The sequence below is a fragment of the Novosphingobium album (ex Liu et al. 2023) genome (assembly GCF_029076845.1).
GTDB lineage: Bacteria > Pseudomonadota > Alphaproteobacteria > Sphingomonadales > Sphingomonadaceae > Novosphingobium.
Genome location: NZ_JARESE010000062.1, coordinates 80,454 through 96,447, shown reverse-complemented (window position 1 = coordinate 96,447; position 15,994 = coordinate 80,454). Strand labels below are relative to the sequence as shown.

17 protein-coding genes are annotated in these 15,994 nt (G+C 67.3%); 9 read left to right on the top strand and 8 right to left on the bottom strand.

Annotated elements, in window-relative coordinates:
- Position 1: 1 nt before the first annotated feature.
- The gene (locus tag PYV00_RS17620; protein ID WP_275229590.1) at positions 2 to 628 is read left to right on the top strand and encodes a hypothetical protein; all 627 of its coding nucleotides are present in this window, start codon (positions 2 to 4) and stop codon (positions 626 to 628) included.
- 13 nt (positions 629 to 641) lie between these two features.
- Here PYV00_RS17620 and PYV00_RS17615 read toward each other — a convergent pair whose 3' ends face one another.
- Positions 642 to 1,451 (bottom strand): enoyl-CoA hydratase/isomerase family protein, encoded by an 810-nt coding sequence (locus PYV00_RS17615; RefSeq protein ID WP_275229589.1) that lies wholly within the window; start codon positions 1,449 to 1,451, stop codon positions 642 to 644.
- 228 nt (positions 1,452 to 1,679) lie between these two features.
- On the opposite strand from PYV00_RS17615, the gene PYV00_RS17610 reads away from it, so the two are divergent.
- Entirely contained in the window at positions 1,680 to 3,371 is a 1,692-nt protein-coding gene (locus tag PYV00_RS17610; RefSeq protein ID WP_275229588.1) for an FAD-binding protein, read from the top strand.
- A gap of 10 nt (positions 3,372 to 3,381) precedes the next feature.
- Positions 3,382 to 3,804, top strand: a complete 423-nt coding sequence (locus PYV00_RS17605) for a PaaI family thioesterase (RefSeq protein ID WP_275229587.1) — start codon at positions 3,382 to 3,384, stop codon at positions 3,802 to 3,804.
- A gap of 46 nt (positions 3,805 to 3,850) precedes the next feature.
- Here PYV00_RS17605 and PYV00_RS17600 read toward each other — a convergent pair whose 3' ends face one another.
- Positions 3,851 to 4,846, bottom strand: coding sequence for a zinc-dependent alcohol dehydrogenase family protein (locus tag PYV00_RS17600; protein WP_275229586.1), 996 nt, complete (start codon positions 4,844 to 4,846; stop codon positions 3,851 to 3,853).
- A gap of 222 nt (positions 4,847 to 5,068) precedes the next feature.
- Here PYV00_RS17600 and PYV00_RS17595 point away from each other — a divergent pair, with 222 nt between their 5' ends.
- The 3 genes from PYV00_RS17595 to PYV00_RS17585 all read left to right on the top strand — a co-directional run bounded on the left by PYV00_RS17595 (position 5,069) and on the right by PYV00_RS17585 (position 8,892).
- The gene (locus PYV00_RS17595) at positions 5,069 to 6,790 is read left to right on the top strand and encodes a class I adenylate-forming enzyme family protein (RefSeq protein ID WP_275229585.1); all 1,722 of its coding nucleotides are present in this window, start codon (positions 5,069 to 5,071) and stop codon (positions 6,788 to 6,790) included.
- A gap of 81 nt (positions 6,791 to 6,871) precedes the next feature.
- Entirely contained in the window at positions 6,872 to 7,870 is a 999-nt protein-coding gene (locus PYV00_RS17590) for a thiamine pyrophosphate-dependent dehydrogenase E1 component subunit alpha (RefSeq protein ID WP_275229584.1), read from the top strand.
- Positions 7,867 to 8,892: an alpha-ketoacid dehydrogenase subunit beta gene (locus PYV00_RS17585; RefSeq protein ID WP_275229583.1), complete on the top strand. Its 1,026-nt coding sequence runs from the start codon at positions 7,867 to 7,869 to the stop codon at positions 8,890 to 8,892. Before PYV00_RS17590 ends, PYV00_RS17585 begins: the two co-directional genes overlap by 4 nt.
- Positions 8,893 to 9,024: 132 nt before the next feature.
- Here the strand turns inward: PYV00_RS17585 and PYV00_RS17580 are convergent, their stop codons facing one another.
- Positions 9,025 to 9,381 carry a hypothetical protein gene (locus PYV00_RS17580; RefSeq protein ID WP_275229582.1) on the bottom strand — a complete coding sequence of 119 codons (357 nt, stop codon included), beginning with the start codon at positions 9,379 to 9,381 and terminating at the stop codon, positions 9,025 to 9,027.
- 165 nt (positions 9,382 to 9,546) lie between these two features.
- On the opposite strand from PYV00_RS17580, the gene thiE reads away from it, so the two are divergent.
- Positions 9,547 to 10,185 carry a thiamine phosphate synthase gene (gene thiE, locus PYV00_RS17575; protein WP_275229581.1) on the top strand — a complete coding sequence of 213 codons (639 nt, stop codon included), beginning with the start codon at positions 9,547 to 9,549 and terminating at the stop codon, positions 10,183 to 10,185.
- A gap of 6 nt (positions 10,186 to 10,191) precedes the next feature.
- Here thiE and PYV00_RS17570 read toward each other — a convergent pair whose 3' ends face one another.
- From PYV00_RS17570 to npdG, 5 genes are read right to left on the bottom strand one after another with little or no spacing between them, the layout of a single operon-like run.
- Entirely contained in the window at positions 10,192 to 11,010 is an 819-nt protein-coding gene (locus tag PYV00_RS17570; protein WP_275229580.1) for a sugar phosphate isomerase/epimerase family protein, read from the bottom strand.
- Between the two features lie 30 nt (positions 11,011 to 11,040).
- Positions 11,041 to 11,961, bottom strand: a complete 921-nt coding sequence (locus PYV00_RS17565) for an LLM class F420-dependent oxidoreductase (protein WP_275229579.1) — start codon at positions 11,959 to 11,961, stop codon at positions 11,041 to 11,043.
- 53 nt (positions 11,962 to 12,014) lie between these two features.
- Positions 12,015 to 12,869 (bottom strand): SDR family NAD(P)-dependent oxidoreductase, encoded by an 855-nt coding sequence (locus tag PYV00_RS17560; protein WP_275229578.1) that lies wholly within the window; start codon positions 12,867 to 12,869, stop codon positions 12,015 to 12,017.
- A 31-nt stretch (positions 12,870 to 12,900) separates the two neighbouring features.
- The gene (gene cofC / locus PYV00_RS17555) at positions 12,901 to 13,494 is read right to left on the bottom strand and encodes a 2-phospho-L-lactate guanylyltransferase (protein ID WP_275229577.1); all 594 of its coding nucleotides are present in this window, start codon (positions 13,492 to 13,494) and stop codon (positions 12,901 to 12,903) included.
- Positions 13,491 to 14,141 (bottom strand): NADPH-dependent F420 reductase, encoded by a 651-nt coding sequence (gene npdG / locus PYV00_RS17550; RefSeq protein ID WP_275229575.1) that lies wholly within the window; start codon positions 14,139 to 14,141, stop codon positions 13,491 to 13,493. Before npdG ends, cofC begins: the two co-directional genes overlap by 4 nt.
- A gap of 124 nt (positions 14,142 to 14,265) precedes the next feature.
- Between npdG and cofE the strand changes: the two genes are divergently transcribed.
- Positions 14,266 to 15,048 carry a coenzyme F420-0:L-glutamate ligase gene (gene cofE / locus PYV00_RS17545; protein WP_275229574.1) on the top strand — a complete coding sequence of 261 codons (783 nt, stop codon included), beginning with the start codon at positions 14,266 to 14,268 and terminating at the stop codon, positions 15,046 to 15,048.
- On the top strand, positions 15,045 to 15,992 hold the full coding sequence (gene cofD / locus PYV00_RS17540; RefSeq protein ID WP_275229573.1) for a 2-phospho-L-lactate transferase: 948 nt from the start codon (positions 15,045 to 15,047) through the stop codon (positions 15,990 to 15,992). Before cofE ends, cofD begins: the two co-directional genes overlap by 4 nt.
- Positions 15,993 to 15,994 lie beyond the last annotated feature (2 nt).

Here is a 15,994-nt window from a genome sequence, read left to right as displayed (position 1 = left end):
CATGCTGGAAATATTGGCGACATCGGCCGAGGAAGCTCGCGAAAGCGCGAATTTTGCGAGTTTTCTGGACATGGGCGCCAATTTCGCGGCGATTGCCGGCATGATTGGCCTGATTATCGCGTGGGTCAGCTACAAGCACAGTGTCTCGCTGGCCATGACCTCCAGCATGAACGCGTTGTTTCGCGACTATTTGCGCCTTGAGTACGATTCCCTGTCGGATGCGCGCGCCGATGGCGCGCTATCGGATGAAGCCGTCAAAGTGCTCCACAGTTACAAGATGTGGGTTATGGAGGAAATCTTCCTGTGGAACGACCGTCGATGGCGGCGCTGGTTCGTGCGTTCGACCATCCCTTGTGGCGTGCGGTTCGATCAGAGGTTTCGCGAGATGATCAATTGGGATGCGACGATCATCTTCCACATCAACAACAGGCAGGCCGTTTGCGCGGACGAGCTCGTTGAAAGCCGGTCCTGCTACAGCCCCGGCTTCATCGCGTTCTGCGTCGAATGGCAGGGGAAGGAACCTTCTGACTACGAGAATCAGATGCGTTCGTTCAACGCCGCGCGCCGAGAGGCGCGTGCGCGCTGGCTCAGGGCCGGTTCCACGCCATTCGATATCTCTTCCCCATAGACTGGGGTTTGCCTCACCGCCCGGTGAAGGTCGGCTTGCGCTTTTCCTTCAGCGCCTGGATGCCTTCCAGGTGGTCGGCGCTGCGGACCGAGACCGATTCGTAGGCGATGCCCGCGTCCATCAGCGCCGTGGCGAGGCGCTTGAGTTCCAGGTTGGTCAGGATCTTGGTCGCGCGGATGGCGCCGGTCGCGCCGTTGAGCAGCTTCGCGCAGAAGGCATCGACGGCCGCGTCCAGTTCGTCCAGCGGCAGGCAATGGTTGACCAGGCCGATCTCGGCCGCCCTGGCGGCGGTCAGCAGGTCGCCGGTGAGCAGGTATTCCTTGGCACGGGTCAGGCCGATGCGCTGTGCCCAGATCACCGCGCCGCCATCGCCCGCGACCAGCCCCAGCCCGACGTGCGGATCGCCTATTTTGGCATTCTCGGCCGCGAAGATGACATCGCACAATAGCGCCAGCGTCGCCCCCAGGCCCACCGCGTGGCCGTTCAGCCGGCAGACCACCGGCTTGTCGATATCGAGCAGGGTGGTGACGATCCGCTTGGCGATGCGCGCTTCGTGATCGAACAGGTGCGGGTTGCGCGCGTTGTTCTCGATGTGATCGAGATCGCCCCCGGCGGAGAAGGCGCGGCCAGCCCCGGTCAGCACCACCACGTCCGAACCGGTATCGCACTGCGCGAACCACAGCGCCTCGGCCAGATCGTCATGCAGTTCGAGATTTACCGCGTTGAGCGCGTCGGGCCGGTTCAGCGTGATGCGCAGCAGCCGGCCTTCGCGGGCCAGTTCGATCGTGCCGAGCCGGGGCAGGGCGGGCGTGGTCTGGGTCATGGATCCGGTCTCCCTCTTTCGGGCTAGCTCATAAGGCCTGAACCGCGAGCCGCCAGCGCGAAATCGCATTGCCGCGCCCGGCGCGCGGGCCAAGACTTCGCCCCGGCGAAACCGTCAGGCATCGCCGGGGCGAAGTGCTGCGGCGAACTTGCCAAACCGGGGCAGTTGCGGTCTATCGTGCGGTCAAACGCGCGGCCCCGGCCGCGAGAGGCGCGGAAGAGGAATGCAATGGCGGAATTCGACGAGACGTTCGACTGGATCGTGGTGGGCAGCGGTGCCGGCTCGATGAGTTCGGCGCTGCTGATGAAGCAGGCGGGCAAGTCCTGCGTGATTCTGGAAAAGGCGCAATGGGTGGGCGGCACCACCTGCAAGTCCGGCGGCGTGATGTGGATTCCCAACAACCGCTTCATGGAGCCGGGCGAGGACAGCACCGAAAAGGGCATCCAGTATCTCGATTCGGTCGTGGCCGATGGGCCGGACACGCCCGGCACCTCGCACGAGCGGCGCCTGACGTATGTGGTGGAAGCGCCCAAGATGCTCGATTTCATCATCAGCCAGGGCGTGCAGCTGGAACGCGGATCGACTTTCTGGCCCGATTACTATGACGAGCATCCGGGCGGGGTGAAGACCAGCCGCACCGTCACCGCGCTGCCTTTCGACAAGAACGAGCTGGGCAAGGACTGGGCATCGAAGCTGCGGCAGGGCTTCCTGGAAATGCCGGTCAAGCTTGATGACGGCATGAAGCTGCAGTTCATGAAGCATTCGTGGGAGATCAAGAAGACCTTCTTCAAGATCGCGGCCAAGGTCGTGATCGGCAAGCTGACCGGCAAGCGCTGGGTCACGGCGGGCGCGGCGCTGCAAGGCCGGATGCTGAAGGCGGTGCTGGACAAGCGGGCCGCCGATGTCCGCGTCAATTCGCCCGTCACCGAAGTGATCGTGGAAAACGGCAAGGCGCTGGGCGTCGTCACCGTGAAGGATGGCAAGCCCTGGCGGATCGGCGCGAACCTGGGCGTGCTGATGAATTCGGGCGGCTTCTCGCAGAACCAGGCGATGCGCGACAAGTACATGCCCGGCACGCGCAAGGAATGGTCGAACGGCATCGAGACCGACGAGGGCGAGATGCACGTCGAGCTGGAGCGCAAGGGCGCGGTGCTGGCGCAGATGGACCAGATGGTCGGCTTCCAGATGTCCGAAGCGCCGGGCTGGGATACCGATTACGTCAAGCCCGGCACGCAGGGCACCACTGGCAAGCCGCACGCGATCCAGGTCGACCAGACCGGCGTGCGCTATCTGAACGAGGGCGGCTCATACGAAGAGTTCTGCGAGAACATGCTGATCCGCAACCGGACGGTGCCGGCGATCCCGAGCTGGGCGATCATGGACCAGCAGTTCATGGATGAATACGCCGTCGCCGGCAAAGGCACGGCCAAGAAGAACATGGCCAACTGGCTCGCTTCGGGCTGGATGCGCAAGGCCGACAGCGTGGAGGCGCTGGCCGAGGCGATCAAGGTGCCGCCGGCCGCGCTGAAGGCCACGGTCGATCGCTGGAACGGCTTCGTGCGCGGCGGCAAGGACGAGGATTTCCACCGGGGCGAGCGCGCCTATGACAACTGGCTGGGCGATCCTTTCTTCAAGGACGGCCCCAACCAGTGCATGGGCACGATCGAAAAGGGGCCGTTCTATGCGATCCCCATCGTCCCCGGCGATGTCGGCACTTATGGCGGCGTGGTCTGCGATTGCGATTCGCGCGTGCTGCAGGCGGACGGGACGCCGATCGAAGGGCTCTATGCCTGCGGCGTCGCCACCGCTTCGCCGATGGGCCGGGTCTATCCCGGCGCGGGCGCGAGTGTCGGCCCGTCGATGACGTTCGGCTGGATCGCGGCGAAGCACGCCGCGGGCCTTGGCAACCAGATCGGCTGACATCGGCGTCATGGCGGAAACCGCGCTTGCGGCCGATGGCTGGGAACAGGTCCACACCACCGTGTTCTCGGCCGCGATCGGCCCCACCTGGATGCGCGGGCGGCCGGGCGCGCGCGAAGTCGCGCTGCCGACCGACAAGCGCGTGGCCAACGATCACATGGGCATGGTCCACGGCGGCGCGCTGATGACTTTCGCCGATATCGCGCTTGGCATCGCGGTGGTCGACGAGATCGGCGGCGCCCATTGCGCGACGGCGCAATTGCAATACCAGTTCGCCGGCGGCGCCAAGATCGGCAGCCTCGTGACGTGCGAGCCCGAAGTGGTGCGCCGCACCTCCACGATGGTGTTCACGCGCGGGCTGTTCAAGGCCGATGGCAAGGTGATCGGTTCGGCCGACGCGATCTTCAAGGTCTTTCCAACCCCGGCTGGCTAGAGCGTGATCGGCGCTGCCGAGTCAGGGCGAGGGCGGCGGCCCACGCTTAAAGCAGGTTCACTCCCACCTTGCCGAAGAACCGCCCGCTTTCGAGGTGGCGATAGGCATCTGCCAGCCGCTCCAGATCATAGACGACATCGACCACCGGGCGGATGCGGTGCTCGACGATGAAGGCGGTCATCGCTTCGTGCTGTTCGCGGTTGCCGACGCCGATCGGGGCGAGGTTCACGCCGGGCGTGGCGCGCGTCCAGCTGAAGTCGGAGCCCAGCATCCCGATGGCGGAAAGCTGGCCGCCCGGTTGCAGCAGGCCGACGTTGTCGTCGAACTGCACCGCGCCGACGGTATCGACCACGTTGGCGATGCGGTTGCCGCCCACCGCTTCGCGCACGGCTCCGGCCCAGTCGGGATCGCGCCGATAGTTGATCGTCGCATCGGCGCCAAGCGCGGCGGCGCGCGCCAGCTTGGCGTCGGACGAGGAGGTGATCGCCACTTTGGCGCCCATCGCCTTGGCCAGTTGCAGCGCCGCGATCGAGACGCCGCCGGTGCCGTGCGCCAGCACCCACTCGCCTGCGCGCGTCGGCCGGAACGCGGTGAGCGCCGACCATGCGGTGAGCGCCGCGCACGATAGCGTCGCGCCTTCCAGATCGCCCAGCTCGTCCGGCAGGGCGCACAGGCTTTCGGCGGGGAACACCGCGTATTGCCGGGCGATCCCGTCGATCGGGCCGCCCAACATGCGCGAATCGGGCTGGCTGCCGGTCAGCCAGAACGGTGCGAACAGCGGCGTCACCCGGTCTCCCACTTTCACCCGCGTCACGCCTTCGCCGACGGCGGTGACTTCGGCGGCCGAGCAAGACAGCGGCACGACCTCTGGCGCCTTGCCCAGGCCGGGGATCAGCCCTTTCGCGACGATGATGTCCCGGAAGTTGAGCGTTGCCGCCTTGACGCGGATCAGCGCTTCGCCGGGGCCCGGCTCGGGAACGGGCGCATCGGCGATCGCGATCGTGTCGATGCCCTTGCCGCTCTGGACTGTCGCCTGCTTCATCATCGGCCTGTCTCTCCCTTCGTCTTTCGCCGATCCTAGACCAGTCGCCGAGGCGATTTCATCCGCTTTTCGAGCGTCGGGGCGATGGCTGGCCAAGGCCGCTTTGCCTCTGGCGGCGCAGCAGCGTGACTGGCGCGTCGGGGCGCGCGCCGGTCCGTTCCTCGGGCCTCGGGCGGCTGCTAGGCGATGCGTTCGAAAAGACCACGGGCTGAGAGGAATGGCATGGGCGAGGCTGCTCTTTCCATCGTCGCGGGGCCGCCGCTCGATCAGGAAGCGGGGCAGGGCGCGCATACCATCGGCGGCTACTTGCGCGAGATCGCCAGCCGCTACGGCCCGCGCGAGGCGCTGGTGCTGCGCAAGGGGGCGCACCGCCTGGCATGGAGCTATGCCGATCTGCTCGACCGTTCGCTGGACGTGGCGCGCGCGCTGGTCGCCAGCGGCATGGGCAAGGACAGCCGCGTCGGCATCCTGATGACCAACCGGCCCGAATTCCTCTCCAGCCTGTTCGGCGTGGCGCTGGCCGGCGGCGTGCCGGTGGCGCTGAGCACCTTTTCCACCCCGTCCGAACTCGATCATCTGGTCAAGGCATCGCAAGCCTCGCTGATCCTGTTCGAGCAGCATGTGCTGAAGAAGGACTTCCACGCCATGCTGACCGGGCTTGAGCCGGCGATCGCCGCGGCCGCGCCGGGTGCGCTGGTGTCCGAACGCTATCCCTATCTGCGCCACCTGGTTTCGCTGGGCGGCGTGCCGGGCGATGCCGATCCGCTCGAATCCCGCGCGGGCGGCGCGGTGGAGCACTGGGCCAGCTTCCTGGCGCGCGGCGCACAGGTGCCCGATGCGCTGGTGCTGGCCCGGGCCGACGGAGTCCATCCCACCGATACCGGCGGCATCTTCTTTTCCTCGGGCACCACCAGCCTGCCCAAGGGCATCGTCCATTCGCAGCGGGCCTTCGCCATCCAGTGGTGGCGCTGGCCGCGCGTCTTCGCGATGAAGCAGCCGGTCAGGAGCTGGACCGGCAACGGCTTCTTCTGGTCGGGCAATATCAGCATGGTGGTGGGCACCGCCTTTTCCACCGGCGGCGCGGTGATCCTGCAGCGCTATTTCGATGCCGAGGAAGCGCTGTTCCTGGCCGAGGCCGAGAAAGTCAGCTTCCTCAATGGCCGTCCGCACCAGTGGGCGCGGCTCCAGGCGGCGCCGAACTGGGCGAGCGCGGACTTGTCCAGCCTTCGTTACATCCCGCGCGGCGAGCTGATCTGGCAGCACCCGACGGTCAGGACCGACTGGCAAGTGCCGATGTCGTTCGGCTGCACCGAGACGATGACGATCTGCACCTCCTTCACCGCCGATACCGAGCAGGCGCTTTATGAAGGCAGCTTCGGCGCGCCGCTGCCGGGCAACACGCTAAAGATCGTGGAGCCGATATCGGGCCGGGTGCTGCCGCGCGGCCAGATCGGCGAGATGTGCATCAAGGGCCCGACGCTGATGTCGGGCTATCTCGGCAAGGCGCCCGAGGAGTGCTTCGATGCCGAGGGCTATTATTGCTCGGGCGATGGCGGCTATGTCGATGCGCAGGGCCGCTTCTTCTGGGAAGGCCGGCTGACCGACATGATCAAGACCGGCGGCGCCAATGTCGCGCCGATCGAGGTGGATGACGTAATCGCCCGGATTCCGGGGGTAAAGCGCACCCAGACGGTGGGCGTGCCCGATGATCTGCTGGGCGAGATGGTGGTCGCCTGCATCGTCCCGGTCGATGGCGCCACGCTGGCCGAGGCGGACGTGATCGCGCATTGCAAGGCCGAGATCGCCAGCTTCAAGGTGCCGCGCCGCGTGCTGTTCTTCACCGACGAGGATTATGCCATCACCGGCAGCGAAAAGGTCAAGTCCGCGCAAGTGCGGGAGCTGGCCGTCCGCCGGCTGGACCGGGAAAACGCCGCCACCGGCTGACTTGCCCTTGCAACGATGCGCGGTAAGGCTACTGAACAGCGGTTCAGCACTTCGCCAACGGAGGTTTTCGAGAGAGGGACCATGACCGAGACACTCACCAACCGGGCATCTCCGGATGCCGCCACGCAGCTCGATATCTACCGCCGCATGTTGCGGATCGAGCGCAACGACGAATTCACCCGCGCGCAGATCCGCCAGGGCCGCATCACCGCCCCGTACTATTCGGCGCGCGGCCAGGAAGCGATCCCCTCGTCGATCTCCGTGCTGCTCAACGATGACGACAAGATCTGCACGATCTATCGCGGCATCCACGACATGGTCGCCAAGGACATGCCGCTGCGCCCGCTCTGGGCGGAGATCTCGGGCCGGGTCGACGGCACCTGCAAGGGCAAGGGCGGCCCGATGCACCTCACCCACCCGGAAACCGGCGTGATGGTGACGACGGGCATCGTCGGCTCCTCGATGCCGATCGCCAACGGCTTCGGCTGGGCCGCGCTGCTCGATGGCAGCAAGCAGGTCACGGTCGCCTATTTCGGTGACGGCGCCTCGAACATCGGTGCGTTCCACGAAGCGCTGAACCTGGCCTCGGTGTGGAAGCTGCCGGTGATCTTCGTGTGCCAGAACAACGGCTTTGCCGAGCACACCCGCTATGAGAACGGCACCTCGGTCGATTTCATCGCCAAGCGCGCGATCGGCTACGGGATGCCGGGCTACACCGTCGACGGCAACGATCCGCTCGACGTCTATGCCCATGCCCACGCCGCGATCGAGCGTGCCCGGGCGGGCGAGGGGCCGACCCTGCTCGAATGCAAGACCTTCCGCTTCATGGGCCACGTCTTCGGCGATGCCGATGCCTACATGGACCCGGCCGAGAAGGAAGCGGCGAAGGAATTCGATCCGATGCCGCGCTTCCGCCAGAAGCTGATCGACGATGGCATCGCCACCGAAGCACAGCTGGAAGAGCTGAAGGCGAAGATCGAGGCCGAAGTGAAGGACGCCATCGAATTCGCCCAGTCCTGTGAATATCCGTCGGACGATGAACTGCGCCGCGACGTTTTTGCCGAGGAGATTCCGGCATGAGCACCGATACCGTTGAACCCGCAGCGACCACCGAGATGGTCAAGATGAATGGCATGCAGGCGATCAACGCCGCGCTGATGGAAGCGATGGAAGCCGATCCCAAGGTCCTCGTCCTGGGCGAGGACGTGGCCGACCGCGAAGGCGGCGGCGTGATCGGCGTGACGCGCGGCCTTTCCACCAAGTTCGGCGATCTGCGCGTGCGCTCCACCCCGATCGCCGAGCAGGCGATCATCGGCGCGGCGATCGGCGCGGCGATGGGCGGCTACAAGCCGGTGGCCGAGATCATGCTGATGAACTTCACCACCGTCGCCATGGACATGATCGTCAACCACGCGGCCAAGCTGCGCTTCATGTCGGGCGGCCAGAGCCAGGTGCCGCTGGTGATCCGCACGCTCACCGGCGCGGGCAACCAGACCGCCGGCCAGCACGCCGACTTCTACGAGGCGTGGTTCTGCCACACCGCCGGCATCAAGGTGGTGATCCCCTGGACTCCGGCGGACTTCAAGGGTCTCTACCTCTCGGCGATCCAGGACCCCGATCCGGTGATGATCATCGAAAGCGGCAAGACGCTGTTCGTGCCGATGGATACGCCGGTCAACCAGGGCCCGATCCCGCTGGGTAAGGCGCAAGTCGTGCAGGAAGGCAGCGACGTGACCATCGTTTCCTACGGGCAGATGATGTTCACCGTGATGCAGGCGGTGGCCGAACTGGCCGAAGCGGGCATCTCGGCCGAAGTGATCAACTTGCGCACGATCTCGCCGTGGGACAAGGAAGCGGTGCTGGCTTCGGCCGAGAAGACCGGCCGCCTGCTCATCGTGCATGAAGCCGGCAAGAACTTCGGCCCCGGCGCCGAAATCGCCGCGACCGTGCAGGAAGCGCTGTTCGGCAAGCTCAAGGCCCCCGTCGGCCGCCTTGGCGCGCCTTATTGCGCGGTGCCTTTCGCCAAGAAGCTGGAAGATGCCTATCTCGTCCAGCCGCCCGCCGTGGTGGCCGAGGCGAAGAAGCTCTGCGCCCAGGGCTGATTGCCCGGCGGCACGGCCCGACCAAAAACGGCAAGCCCCTCTCCCGCCGATGCGCGGGGGAGGGGCTTTCGTTTGGCGAGCGCGGGTTTTGCGGATGGGGCTCGACGGGAGCGTTATCGACCAGGCGCGCGGCTATACCCCGCCCATGAAGCGCAGGCCGAAGCGGTAATCCCGCGGCGCGATCGTGGTGTCGGTGCGCCGGTCGGGCTGCACCTCCACCAGTTCCAGCGTGCCGTCGGCGACGCGGATCGGCTCGCCTTGCGTCAGTTCGCGCGTCTCGCTGCGCGCGCCAAGGTCGATCCGCGCGCTGATGCGGACGCGGCCGGCCCAGACGCAGCGCGCGTTCATCGGGCAGCGGCTGTCTTCCAGCACGGCGAGCGGCGTGACTTTGGGGCCATCGACCATGACGGTCCGGCCGATCCGGGCGTGGATCAGCGGGGCGGGCCCCTGCTGGGGCGGCGGAGGGACAGCGCATCCGGCAAGAGCCACGGCGCCAAGAAGGGCAAGCATTCGCATCGGCGCCATCAACACCCGCGCGGCTGAACCGTTGCGGAATGCCCGACCTTGCGCCGCCCTGCGCCGACGGCCCGGAAAATGCGGCAAGCCGGGACAAGAGCGTTGCCGCCGATCGGGGAAACGCTCTAGAGCGGCGCGATGTCCGAAGAGTTTCCCCGCCATTGCGATCTCTACCTGATCTCCCCGCTCGATGTCGGCGGGGATTTCCCCGAACGGCTGGCCCGCGCGCTCGATGCCGGGCCGGTGGCGGCGTTCCAGTTCCGCGTCAAGGAGGTTGACCAGCATGAGGCGGCCCGCCTTGCCGAACCGTTGCAGGCGATCTGCGCGGCGCGCGACGTGGCCTTCGTCGTCAACGATTCGATCGCGCTGGCCAAGCGCATCGGCGCGGACGGCGTCCATCTGGGGCAGGGCGACGGCGAGGTTGCCGAGGCGCGGCGCGTGCTGGGCCCGAAGGCCGAAATCGGCGTGACCTGCCACGACAGCCGGCATCTGGCGATGGAAGCGGGCGAGGCGGGGGCGGACTATGTCGCGTTCGGCGCCTTCTTTCCCACCACCACCAAGGACGTGAAGCACCGCGCCGAACTGGACCTGCTGGAATGGTGGCAGGCGGTGTTCGAGATCCCCTGCGTGGCGATCGGCGGGATCACCCCGGAAAACTGCGGCCCGCTGGTTGCGGCGGGGGCCGATTTCCTCGCGGTTTCGGGCGCGGTGTGGAACGGCGATGAAGCCGCGGCGGTCCAGGCCTTCCACCAGGCGATCGCCGCCGCGCTCCCCTGAAAGGGTTCAGTCCAGCGTGGCGAGCAGGCCGCGCGCGGCCGCAACCACGGGTTCCAGCCTTTCGCGCGGGCGGATGCCGGTGCGCGCCCTGGCCGTCATCGGCACTTCGAGCCCGATGGTCAGCGTGCGCGGTAACGCGGCGAGGAAGGCGGCCAGCGGCAAGTCGCCATCGCCCGGCGCCAGGCGTTCCTCGCGCGCTTCCAGGCCATAGTCGGCCACGCGCGCCGGCATCGGCACGTCGCAAAGCTGGATGTGGCCGATCAGGCCGGGATCGGTCGCGGCCAGATCCTCAAGGCTGCTGCCAGACCGGAAGAAGTGCATGGCATCGACCAGCACCTGCCCGTTGGGCGCGCCCGAGGCACGGACGAAATCGACCGCCTCGGCAAAGCTGGCCGGCCACATCAGTGGCAGGAATTCGACCGTGGCGGCCATGCCGCGCGCGCCGGCCAGTTCGGCGAAGCGGGCGAAGTTTTCCACCGCCTCGCCCCGATCGGCGCCCAGGCTGACGACATTGACGCGCGGCACGCCGAGGCCTGCCATGAGGTCCAGCGCGGGCGCGAAGTCCGCCGGCGCGGCGCCGGGCATCAGCAGGAAGCCTTCGCCCAGCGCGACCGTGACGCCGTACTCGGCCATCGCACCGCGCGTGCGGCGCAGCAGGGCCTGATCGGCCAGCAAGTCCCACTCGGGATAGTCGTGCGGATTGGCGGTGATCGGCCGGGCCGCCAGGCCGATCCGCGATACGCCCAGCCCGCCGGCCAGGGCCACGAATTCGTCAGGCGGCAGCGCCAGCGCGCAGATGAATTCGATGGCCAGCCGGTCGTCCATGTCGCCTCCCAGATCGCGGCGTCTTGTCGCCTAGAAGTCTATCCTGGCAATAACTTCTTCGCCGAAGCGGCGAATCTGGTCAAGGTATTCGCCGCGGCTGTCGGTGAAGGCGCTGGCGCCCGCGCCGGACACGCCCAACGACTTGAGCTGCGCGAAGTGGTCGATCGCTTCCTGGGCGCTCCAGTCGCCGACCAGCGAGAAGGTGGACGAGCAGATCACCTTGGGCGGTTCCTTACGGCCGACCTTCTCGCAATGCTCTGCCATGTAGGCGATGGCTTCGAGAATGTCCTCGTCGCCCGAGATATTGGCGGTGCGCGCGGTGTCGGTCACGGCCTTGGGCACGATGAACGGGTGCCAGGCATCGCCCAGTTCCACCGTGCGGCGCAGCGCGCGCTTGGAATTGCCGCCCACCAGCAGCGGCGGATGCGGGGTCTGCACGGGCGTGGGCAGCATACGGTTGCCCAGCGCCTTGTAGCCGGTGCCTTCGAATTCGAAGTCCTCGCCGGTCCAGGCCAGCTTCATCGCGCGGATATATTCGTCCATCAGATCATTGCGGCTGTCGAAATCGACGCCGAGCGCCTTGTATTCCGCCTTGAGATAGCCCGCGCCCATGCCCAGGATCACGCGCCCGTTGGTGAAGCGATCGAGCGAGGCGACCGCGCGCGCGGTGATGAACGGATTGCGATAGGGCAGCACGATGATGTTGGTCTGCAGCTTCAGCGTCGTCGTCACCGCGCCGACCATCGAGAGCATCACGAAGGGGTCTTGCGCGTAATGGCCGCCGTTATCGAGCCAGCGGGCCGAAGGCACCGGATGGTCGGTGACGGTGCCGGCGGTGAAGCCTGCCTCCTCGACGGCCCGGGCGCACTCATGCAGCGCTTCCATCGACACGAACTGGTCGGGGTGCTGGATGTGGTCGAAAGGAAGGGTGGTGCTGAGCGTGAAGGTCATATCGAGCTTTCCTGGAAAAAACCTGGCGCCGGGCGCGCTTGCGCCCGGCCGCGTCATTGGACTTCGGGGGGGAGGATCCAGTCTTCCGAACTGTCGCGGACCCAGCCGCTGGAGGCCCAGCTCCCACCGTCGACCGGGATGATCGCGCCAGTGACATAGCTGGCCATCGGCGAGGCGAGGAACACCGCGACACGGCCGCATTCCTCGTCGATGCCGGCACGGCCGAGCGGGATGCGCCGGCGCACCGAATCGAGCTGCGCGGCGCTGGGCTGGTGCCACTTGCTTTCGTCCACCGGCCCGGTGAACTGCCCGCGCGTGCCCGGCGTGACGGTGAAATCGGGGGCGATGGTATTCACCCGGATGGCATGCTCGGCGAATTCGAGCGCGAGTGTGCGGGTCAGGTTGTTGATCCCCGCCTTGCAGGCCGCATAGACCGCATAGCCCGGCGCCGCGCGCGAGCCTTCGATGCTGGTCACGTTGATGATCGATCCGCCGCGCCCCCCGGCGATCATGATCGGCACCGCCGCCTGCGTCGCGGCCAGATTGCTGATGAGATTGAGATCGATATGCCGGCGCCAGTTCTTTTCCTGCAGATCCAGGAACTTGCGGCGCGTCACCCCGCCCGCGTTATTCACCAGGATATCGAGCCGGCCGAAGCGTTCCTGCGTGGCCGCGATCGCATCGTGCACGGTGCCCACGTCCATCACGTTGCCGGCGATCGCCAGCACTTGCCGCCCGCGCTTGGTGACTTCCTCGGTAATCTGGTCGCAGCGTTCGGGAACCACGTCGATGATCGCCACGTCCGCGCCCATGTCGGCCATGCACAGCGCGATCGACTTGCCGATGCCGCCGCCGCCGCCAGTGACGAAGGCCACCTGGCCGGTCAGGTCGAGGTCTTTTGTATCCAATTGGTCTCTCCCCGGCGCGTGATCGCGCTTCTCACAAAACGCTGCCTGCATCAGCCAAATCGGCAGGCTCGTCTATATCCTTCTCCAGCCCCCGGCTAAGGATCGTCTCCACGTTGTGGCCCAGCCTTTCGGCCTCGGCGCAATGGCGCGCGAAGCTGTCCTCGCCGAACAGGAAGGTGAAGCCGGCCGCATCCGGCAGCGGCAGCGAGAGCGCGTTGGTGCCGGTGCCGTGCCGGTCCGGCGCGATGGCGATGGCGCCGTCCCGCGCCCGGGCGAGCAGATCGAGATCGAGCGTCGAAAGATGCGGCAGATCGGCGGCGATGACTACCACGCGATCCGGCACGCGGTCCGGCGCTTGGCCGGCAAGGCGGGCCAGCGCCGCCTGGAGCGCGGCGTTCAGCCCGGCGCCGGGATCGGGCAGCAGGGTGATGGCCTCGTCCAGCCCGTGCCGCGAGGGGCCGACCAGGTACACCCGATCGAGCGAAGGCGTGGCCAGCGCGGTGGCCACGACATGCGCCAGCATGGCATCGACCAGCGCCTCGCGCGCCGCCGGATCGAGCACGCCGGCAAGCCTGCTCTTGCCGTCTCCGGCCGCCTTGATCGGGATGACGGCCCAGCAGCTCACGGGATGGCCGGAGCTTCGGTCAGGTTGGTGAAGCGGATGCCGGCGCCATCGGCCTTGTAGGTCTTGTTCATGTAGATGAGGATCGAGGTGAGCGCCTCGGCCGCCGCCGAATTGGCCAGCGCCCCGCCTGAAAGCCCGCGCAGGCCCATGCCGGGGCACAGCCCGACCACGGTATTGCGCGCCTCGACATCGTCGCTGAACACCAGCACGTCGCAATCGATCGCGTGATCGCTGTCGAGGTGGTGGGCCGAGACGTTGTGGAACGCCGTAACCAGCCGTGCATCGGGCCCCAGGTGTGCGCGCGCCTGTAGCGCCGCGCTGCCTTCGGCGGGAAGCTGCACGCGCATGACCTTGGGCGGGACCAGCGGCACGGTGGTATCGACGACCACGGCATTGCCCACGCGATCGCGGATCAGCGCCAGCGTATCGGCCTGCGAGGCGTGCGGCACGGTGACGATCACCACGTCCTTGCCTTCGGCGGCGTCTTCGTTGGCGGCGTGGCCGAGCCCGCCCAGCTCATCGGCCGTGATCCTCGCCTTGTCGGCCGAGCGCGAGCCGATCGTCACGTCGTGGCCGGCTTTCGCCAGCCTGCGCGCGATGCCCTTGCCCAGCGCGCCGGTGCCGCCGATTACCGCGATGGATGCCATGTCCTGCTGTCTCCCGAGATTTCCTGGTTGCGTGTGCTTGCCGATTGCCGATAGCGGCGGGCGAAACCCACGCAAACAGATTATCGCGGAACCAGACCATGATGTCCCGGGCATACCTTGGCCAATGAGCCGGATCGCAGAGATTCACGCCTTCGCGCTACGCGGATTGCCGCTGTTCCAGCCGGGAATGGCGATCGCGCGCGAAATCGGCGCCGCGATTGATCGCGCGGGCGAAGTGCTGCGGCCGGGCGATGTCTGCGTGATCGCGCAGAAGATTGTATCCAAATGCGAAGGGCGGCGCGTGGCGCTGGCCGATGTCGCGGTGGGGGCCGAGGCGCGCGCGCTGGCCGCGAAGACGAGTCGCGAAGCGGCCTTGCTCCAGCTCATCCTCGATGAAAGCAGCGAGATCCTGCGCGCCACGCCCGCGGCGGTGATCGCCCGGCACCGCACCGGGCACGTGCTGGCCAATGCCGGGATCGACGCTTCGAACGTGGAGGGCGGCGATGCGGGTTCCGTGCTGCTCTGGCCGGTGGACCCCGATGCTTCGGCACGGGCCATCCGCGCCGGGATCGGCGAGGTCGCCGGCGTGCGGCCCGCCGTGGTGATCGCGGATTCGATGGGGCGCGCCTGGCGGATCGGCACGGTCGGCACGGCCATCGGCTGCGCCGGCATAGCTGCGGTGGAAGACCGGCGCGGGACCGGGCAAGACCTGTTCGGCCGCACCTTGCAGGCAACCGTGATCGCCATCGCGGATTCGCTGGCGGCGACCGCCGCGCTGGTGATGGGCGAGGGCGACGAGGGCACGCCGGTCGCCATCCTGCGCGGGTGCGAGCGCTGGGTGACGGCGGCGGACGGCCCCGGCGCGGCCGGCGGGCTGAGGCCGGTGGCGGAGGACATGTTCCGATGAGCCATATCCTTGCGCTTTCGGGCGGCGTCGGCGGTGCCAAGCTGGCGGCGGGGCTGGCCGCCGTGCTGCCGCCCGAGCGGCTGACCATAGCGGTCAACACCGGCGACGATTTCGAGCACCTTGGCCTGACCGTCTGCCCGGACATCGATTCGGTGACATATGCGCTTGCCGGGCTCAACGACACGGTGCGGGGCTGGGGCGTGAAGGACGAGACGTGGCAGGCCATGGCCATGCTCAAGGCGCTGGGCGAGCCGGACTGGTTCAACCTGGGCGACCGTGATCTGGGGATGCACATCGCGCGAAGCTGGCACTTGCGTTCGGGCGAGACGCTGTCGCAAGTCACCGCGCGGTTGACGCGCGCGCTGGGCATCGCCCATGCGATCGTTCCGATGAGCGATGCGCCCGTGCGCACGCAAGTGCGCACCGAGCAGGGCTGGCTTGATTTCCAGCGTTATTTCGTTGCCGAGCAATGCCGGCCCGCGGCCAGCGCGATCCGTTTTGCCGGCACCCCCGGCGCCGCGCCATCGCCCGGCTTCGCGGCGGCGCTGGCGCGCGACGATCTGGCGGCGGTGGTGATTTGTCCGTCGAATCCGTACCTCAGCGTCGATCCGATCCTGGCGGTGGACGGCGTGCGCGCGGCGCTGGCCGCGCGCGCCGTGCCGGTGATCGCGGTCTCGCCGCTGGTCGGCGGCAAGGCGCTGAAGGGACCGCTCGCCAAGCTGCTGGGAGAGCTTGGCCAGACGGTGAGCAATGCCGCCATTGCAGCGCACTATGCGGGACTGCTCGACCATCTTGTGATCGACCAGAGCGATGCCGCCGATGCCGGGGGCTTGCGCGCGGGTGGAGTTTCGGCCACGATTACCGGAACAGTCATGTGCGATGCCGATGACCGGGAGCGGCTTGCGCGCGTAGCACTGTCCGCAGCCCGTATCGAAACAGGATGAAC

Excerpts from the sequence above, each read along its gene's own strand:
- PYV00_RS17620 (WP_275229590.1), top strand. The coding sequence starts at position 2 with ATGCTGGAAATATTGGCGACATCGGCCGAGGAAGCTCGCGAAAGCGCG.
- PYV00_RS17615 (WP_275229589.1), bottom strand. The coding sequence starts at position 1,451 with ATGACCCAGACCACGCCCGCCCTGCCCCGGCTCGGCACGATCGAACTG.
- PYV00_RS17610 (WP_275229588.1), top strand. The coding sequence starts at position 1,680 with ATGGCGGAATTCGACGAGACGTTCGACTGGATCGTGGTGGGCAGCGGT.
- PYV00_RS17605 (WP_275229587.1), top strand. The coding sequence starts at position 3,382 with ATGGCGGAAACCGCGCTTGCGGCCGATGGCTGGGAACAGGTCCACACC.
- PYV00_RS17600 (WP_275229586.1), bottom strand. The coding sequence starts at position 4,846 with ATGAAGCAGGCGACAGTCCAGAGCGGCAAGGGCATCGACACGATCGCG.
- PYV00_RS17595 (WP_275229585.1), top strand. The coding sequence starts at position 5,069 with ATGGGCGAGGCTGCTCTTTCCATCGTCGCGGGGCCGCCGCTCGATCAG.
- PYV00_RS17590 (WP_275229584.1), top strand. The coding sequence starts at position 6,872 with ATGACCGAGACACTCACCAACCGGGCATCTCCGGATGCCGCCACGCAG.
- PYV00_RS17585 (WP_275229583.1), top strand. The coding sequence starts at position 7,867 with ATGAGCACCGATACCGTTGAACCCGCAGCGACCACCGAGATGGTCAAG.
- thiE (WP_275229581.1), top strand. The coding sequence starts at position 9,547 with ATGTCCGAAGAGTTTCCCCGCCATTGCGATCTCTACCTGATCTCCCCG.
- PYV00_RS17570 (WP_275229580.1), bottom strand. The coding sequence starts at position 11,010 with ATGGACGACCGGCTGGCCATCGAATTCATCTGCGCGCTGGCGCTGCCG.
- PYV00_RS17565 (WP_275229579.1), bottom strand. The coding sequence starts at position 11,961 with ATGACCTTCACGCTCAGCACCACCCTTCCTTTCGACCACATCCAGCAC.
- npdG (WP_275229575.1), bottom strand. The coding sequence starts at position 14,141 with ATGGCATCCATCGCGGTAATCGGCGGCACCGGCGCGCTGGGCAAGGGC.
- cofE (WP_275229574.1), top strand. The coding sequence starts at position 14,266 with ATGAGCCGGATCGCAGAGATTCACGCCTTCGCGCTACGCGGATTGCCG.
- cofD (WP_275229573.1), top strand. The coding sequence starts at position 15,045 with ATGAGCCATATCCTTGCGCTTTCGGGCGGCGTCGGCGGTGCCAAGCTG.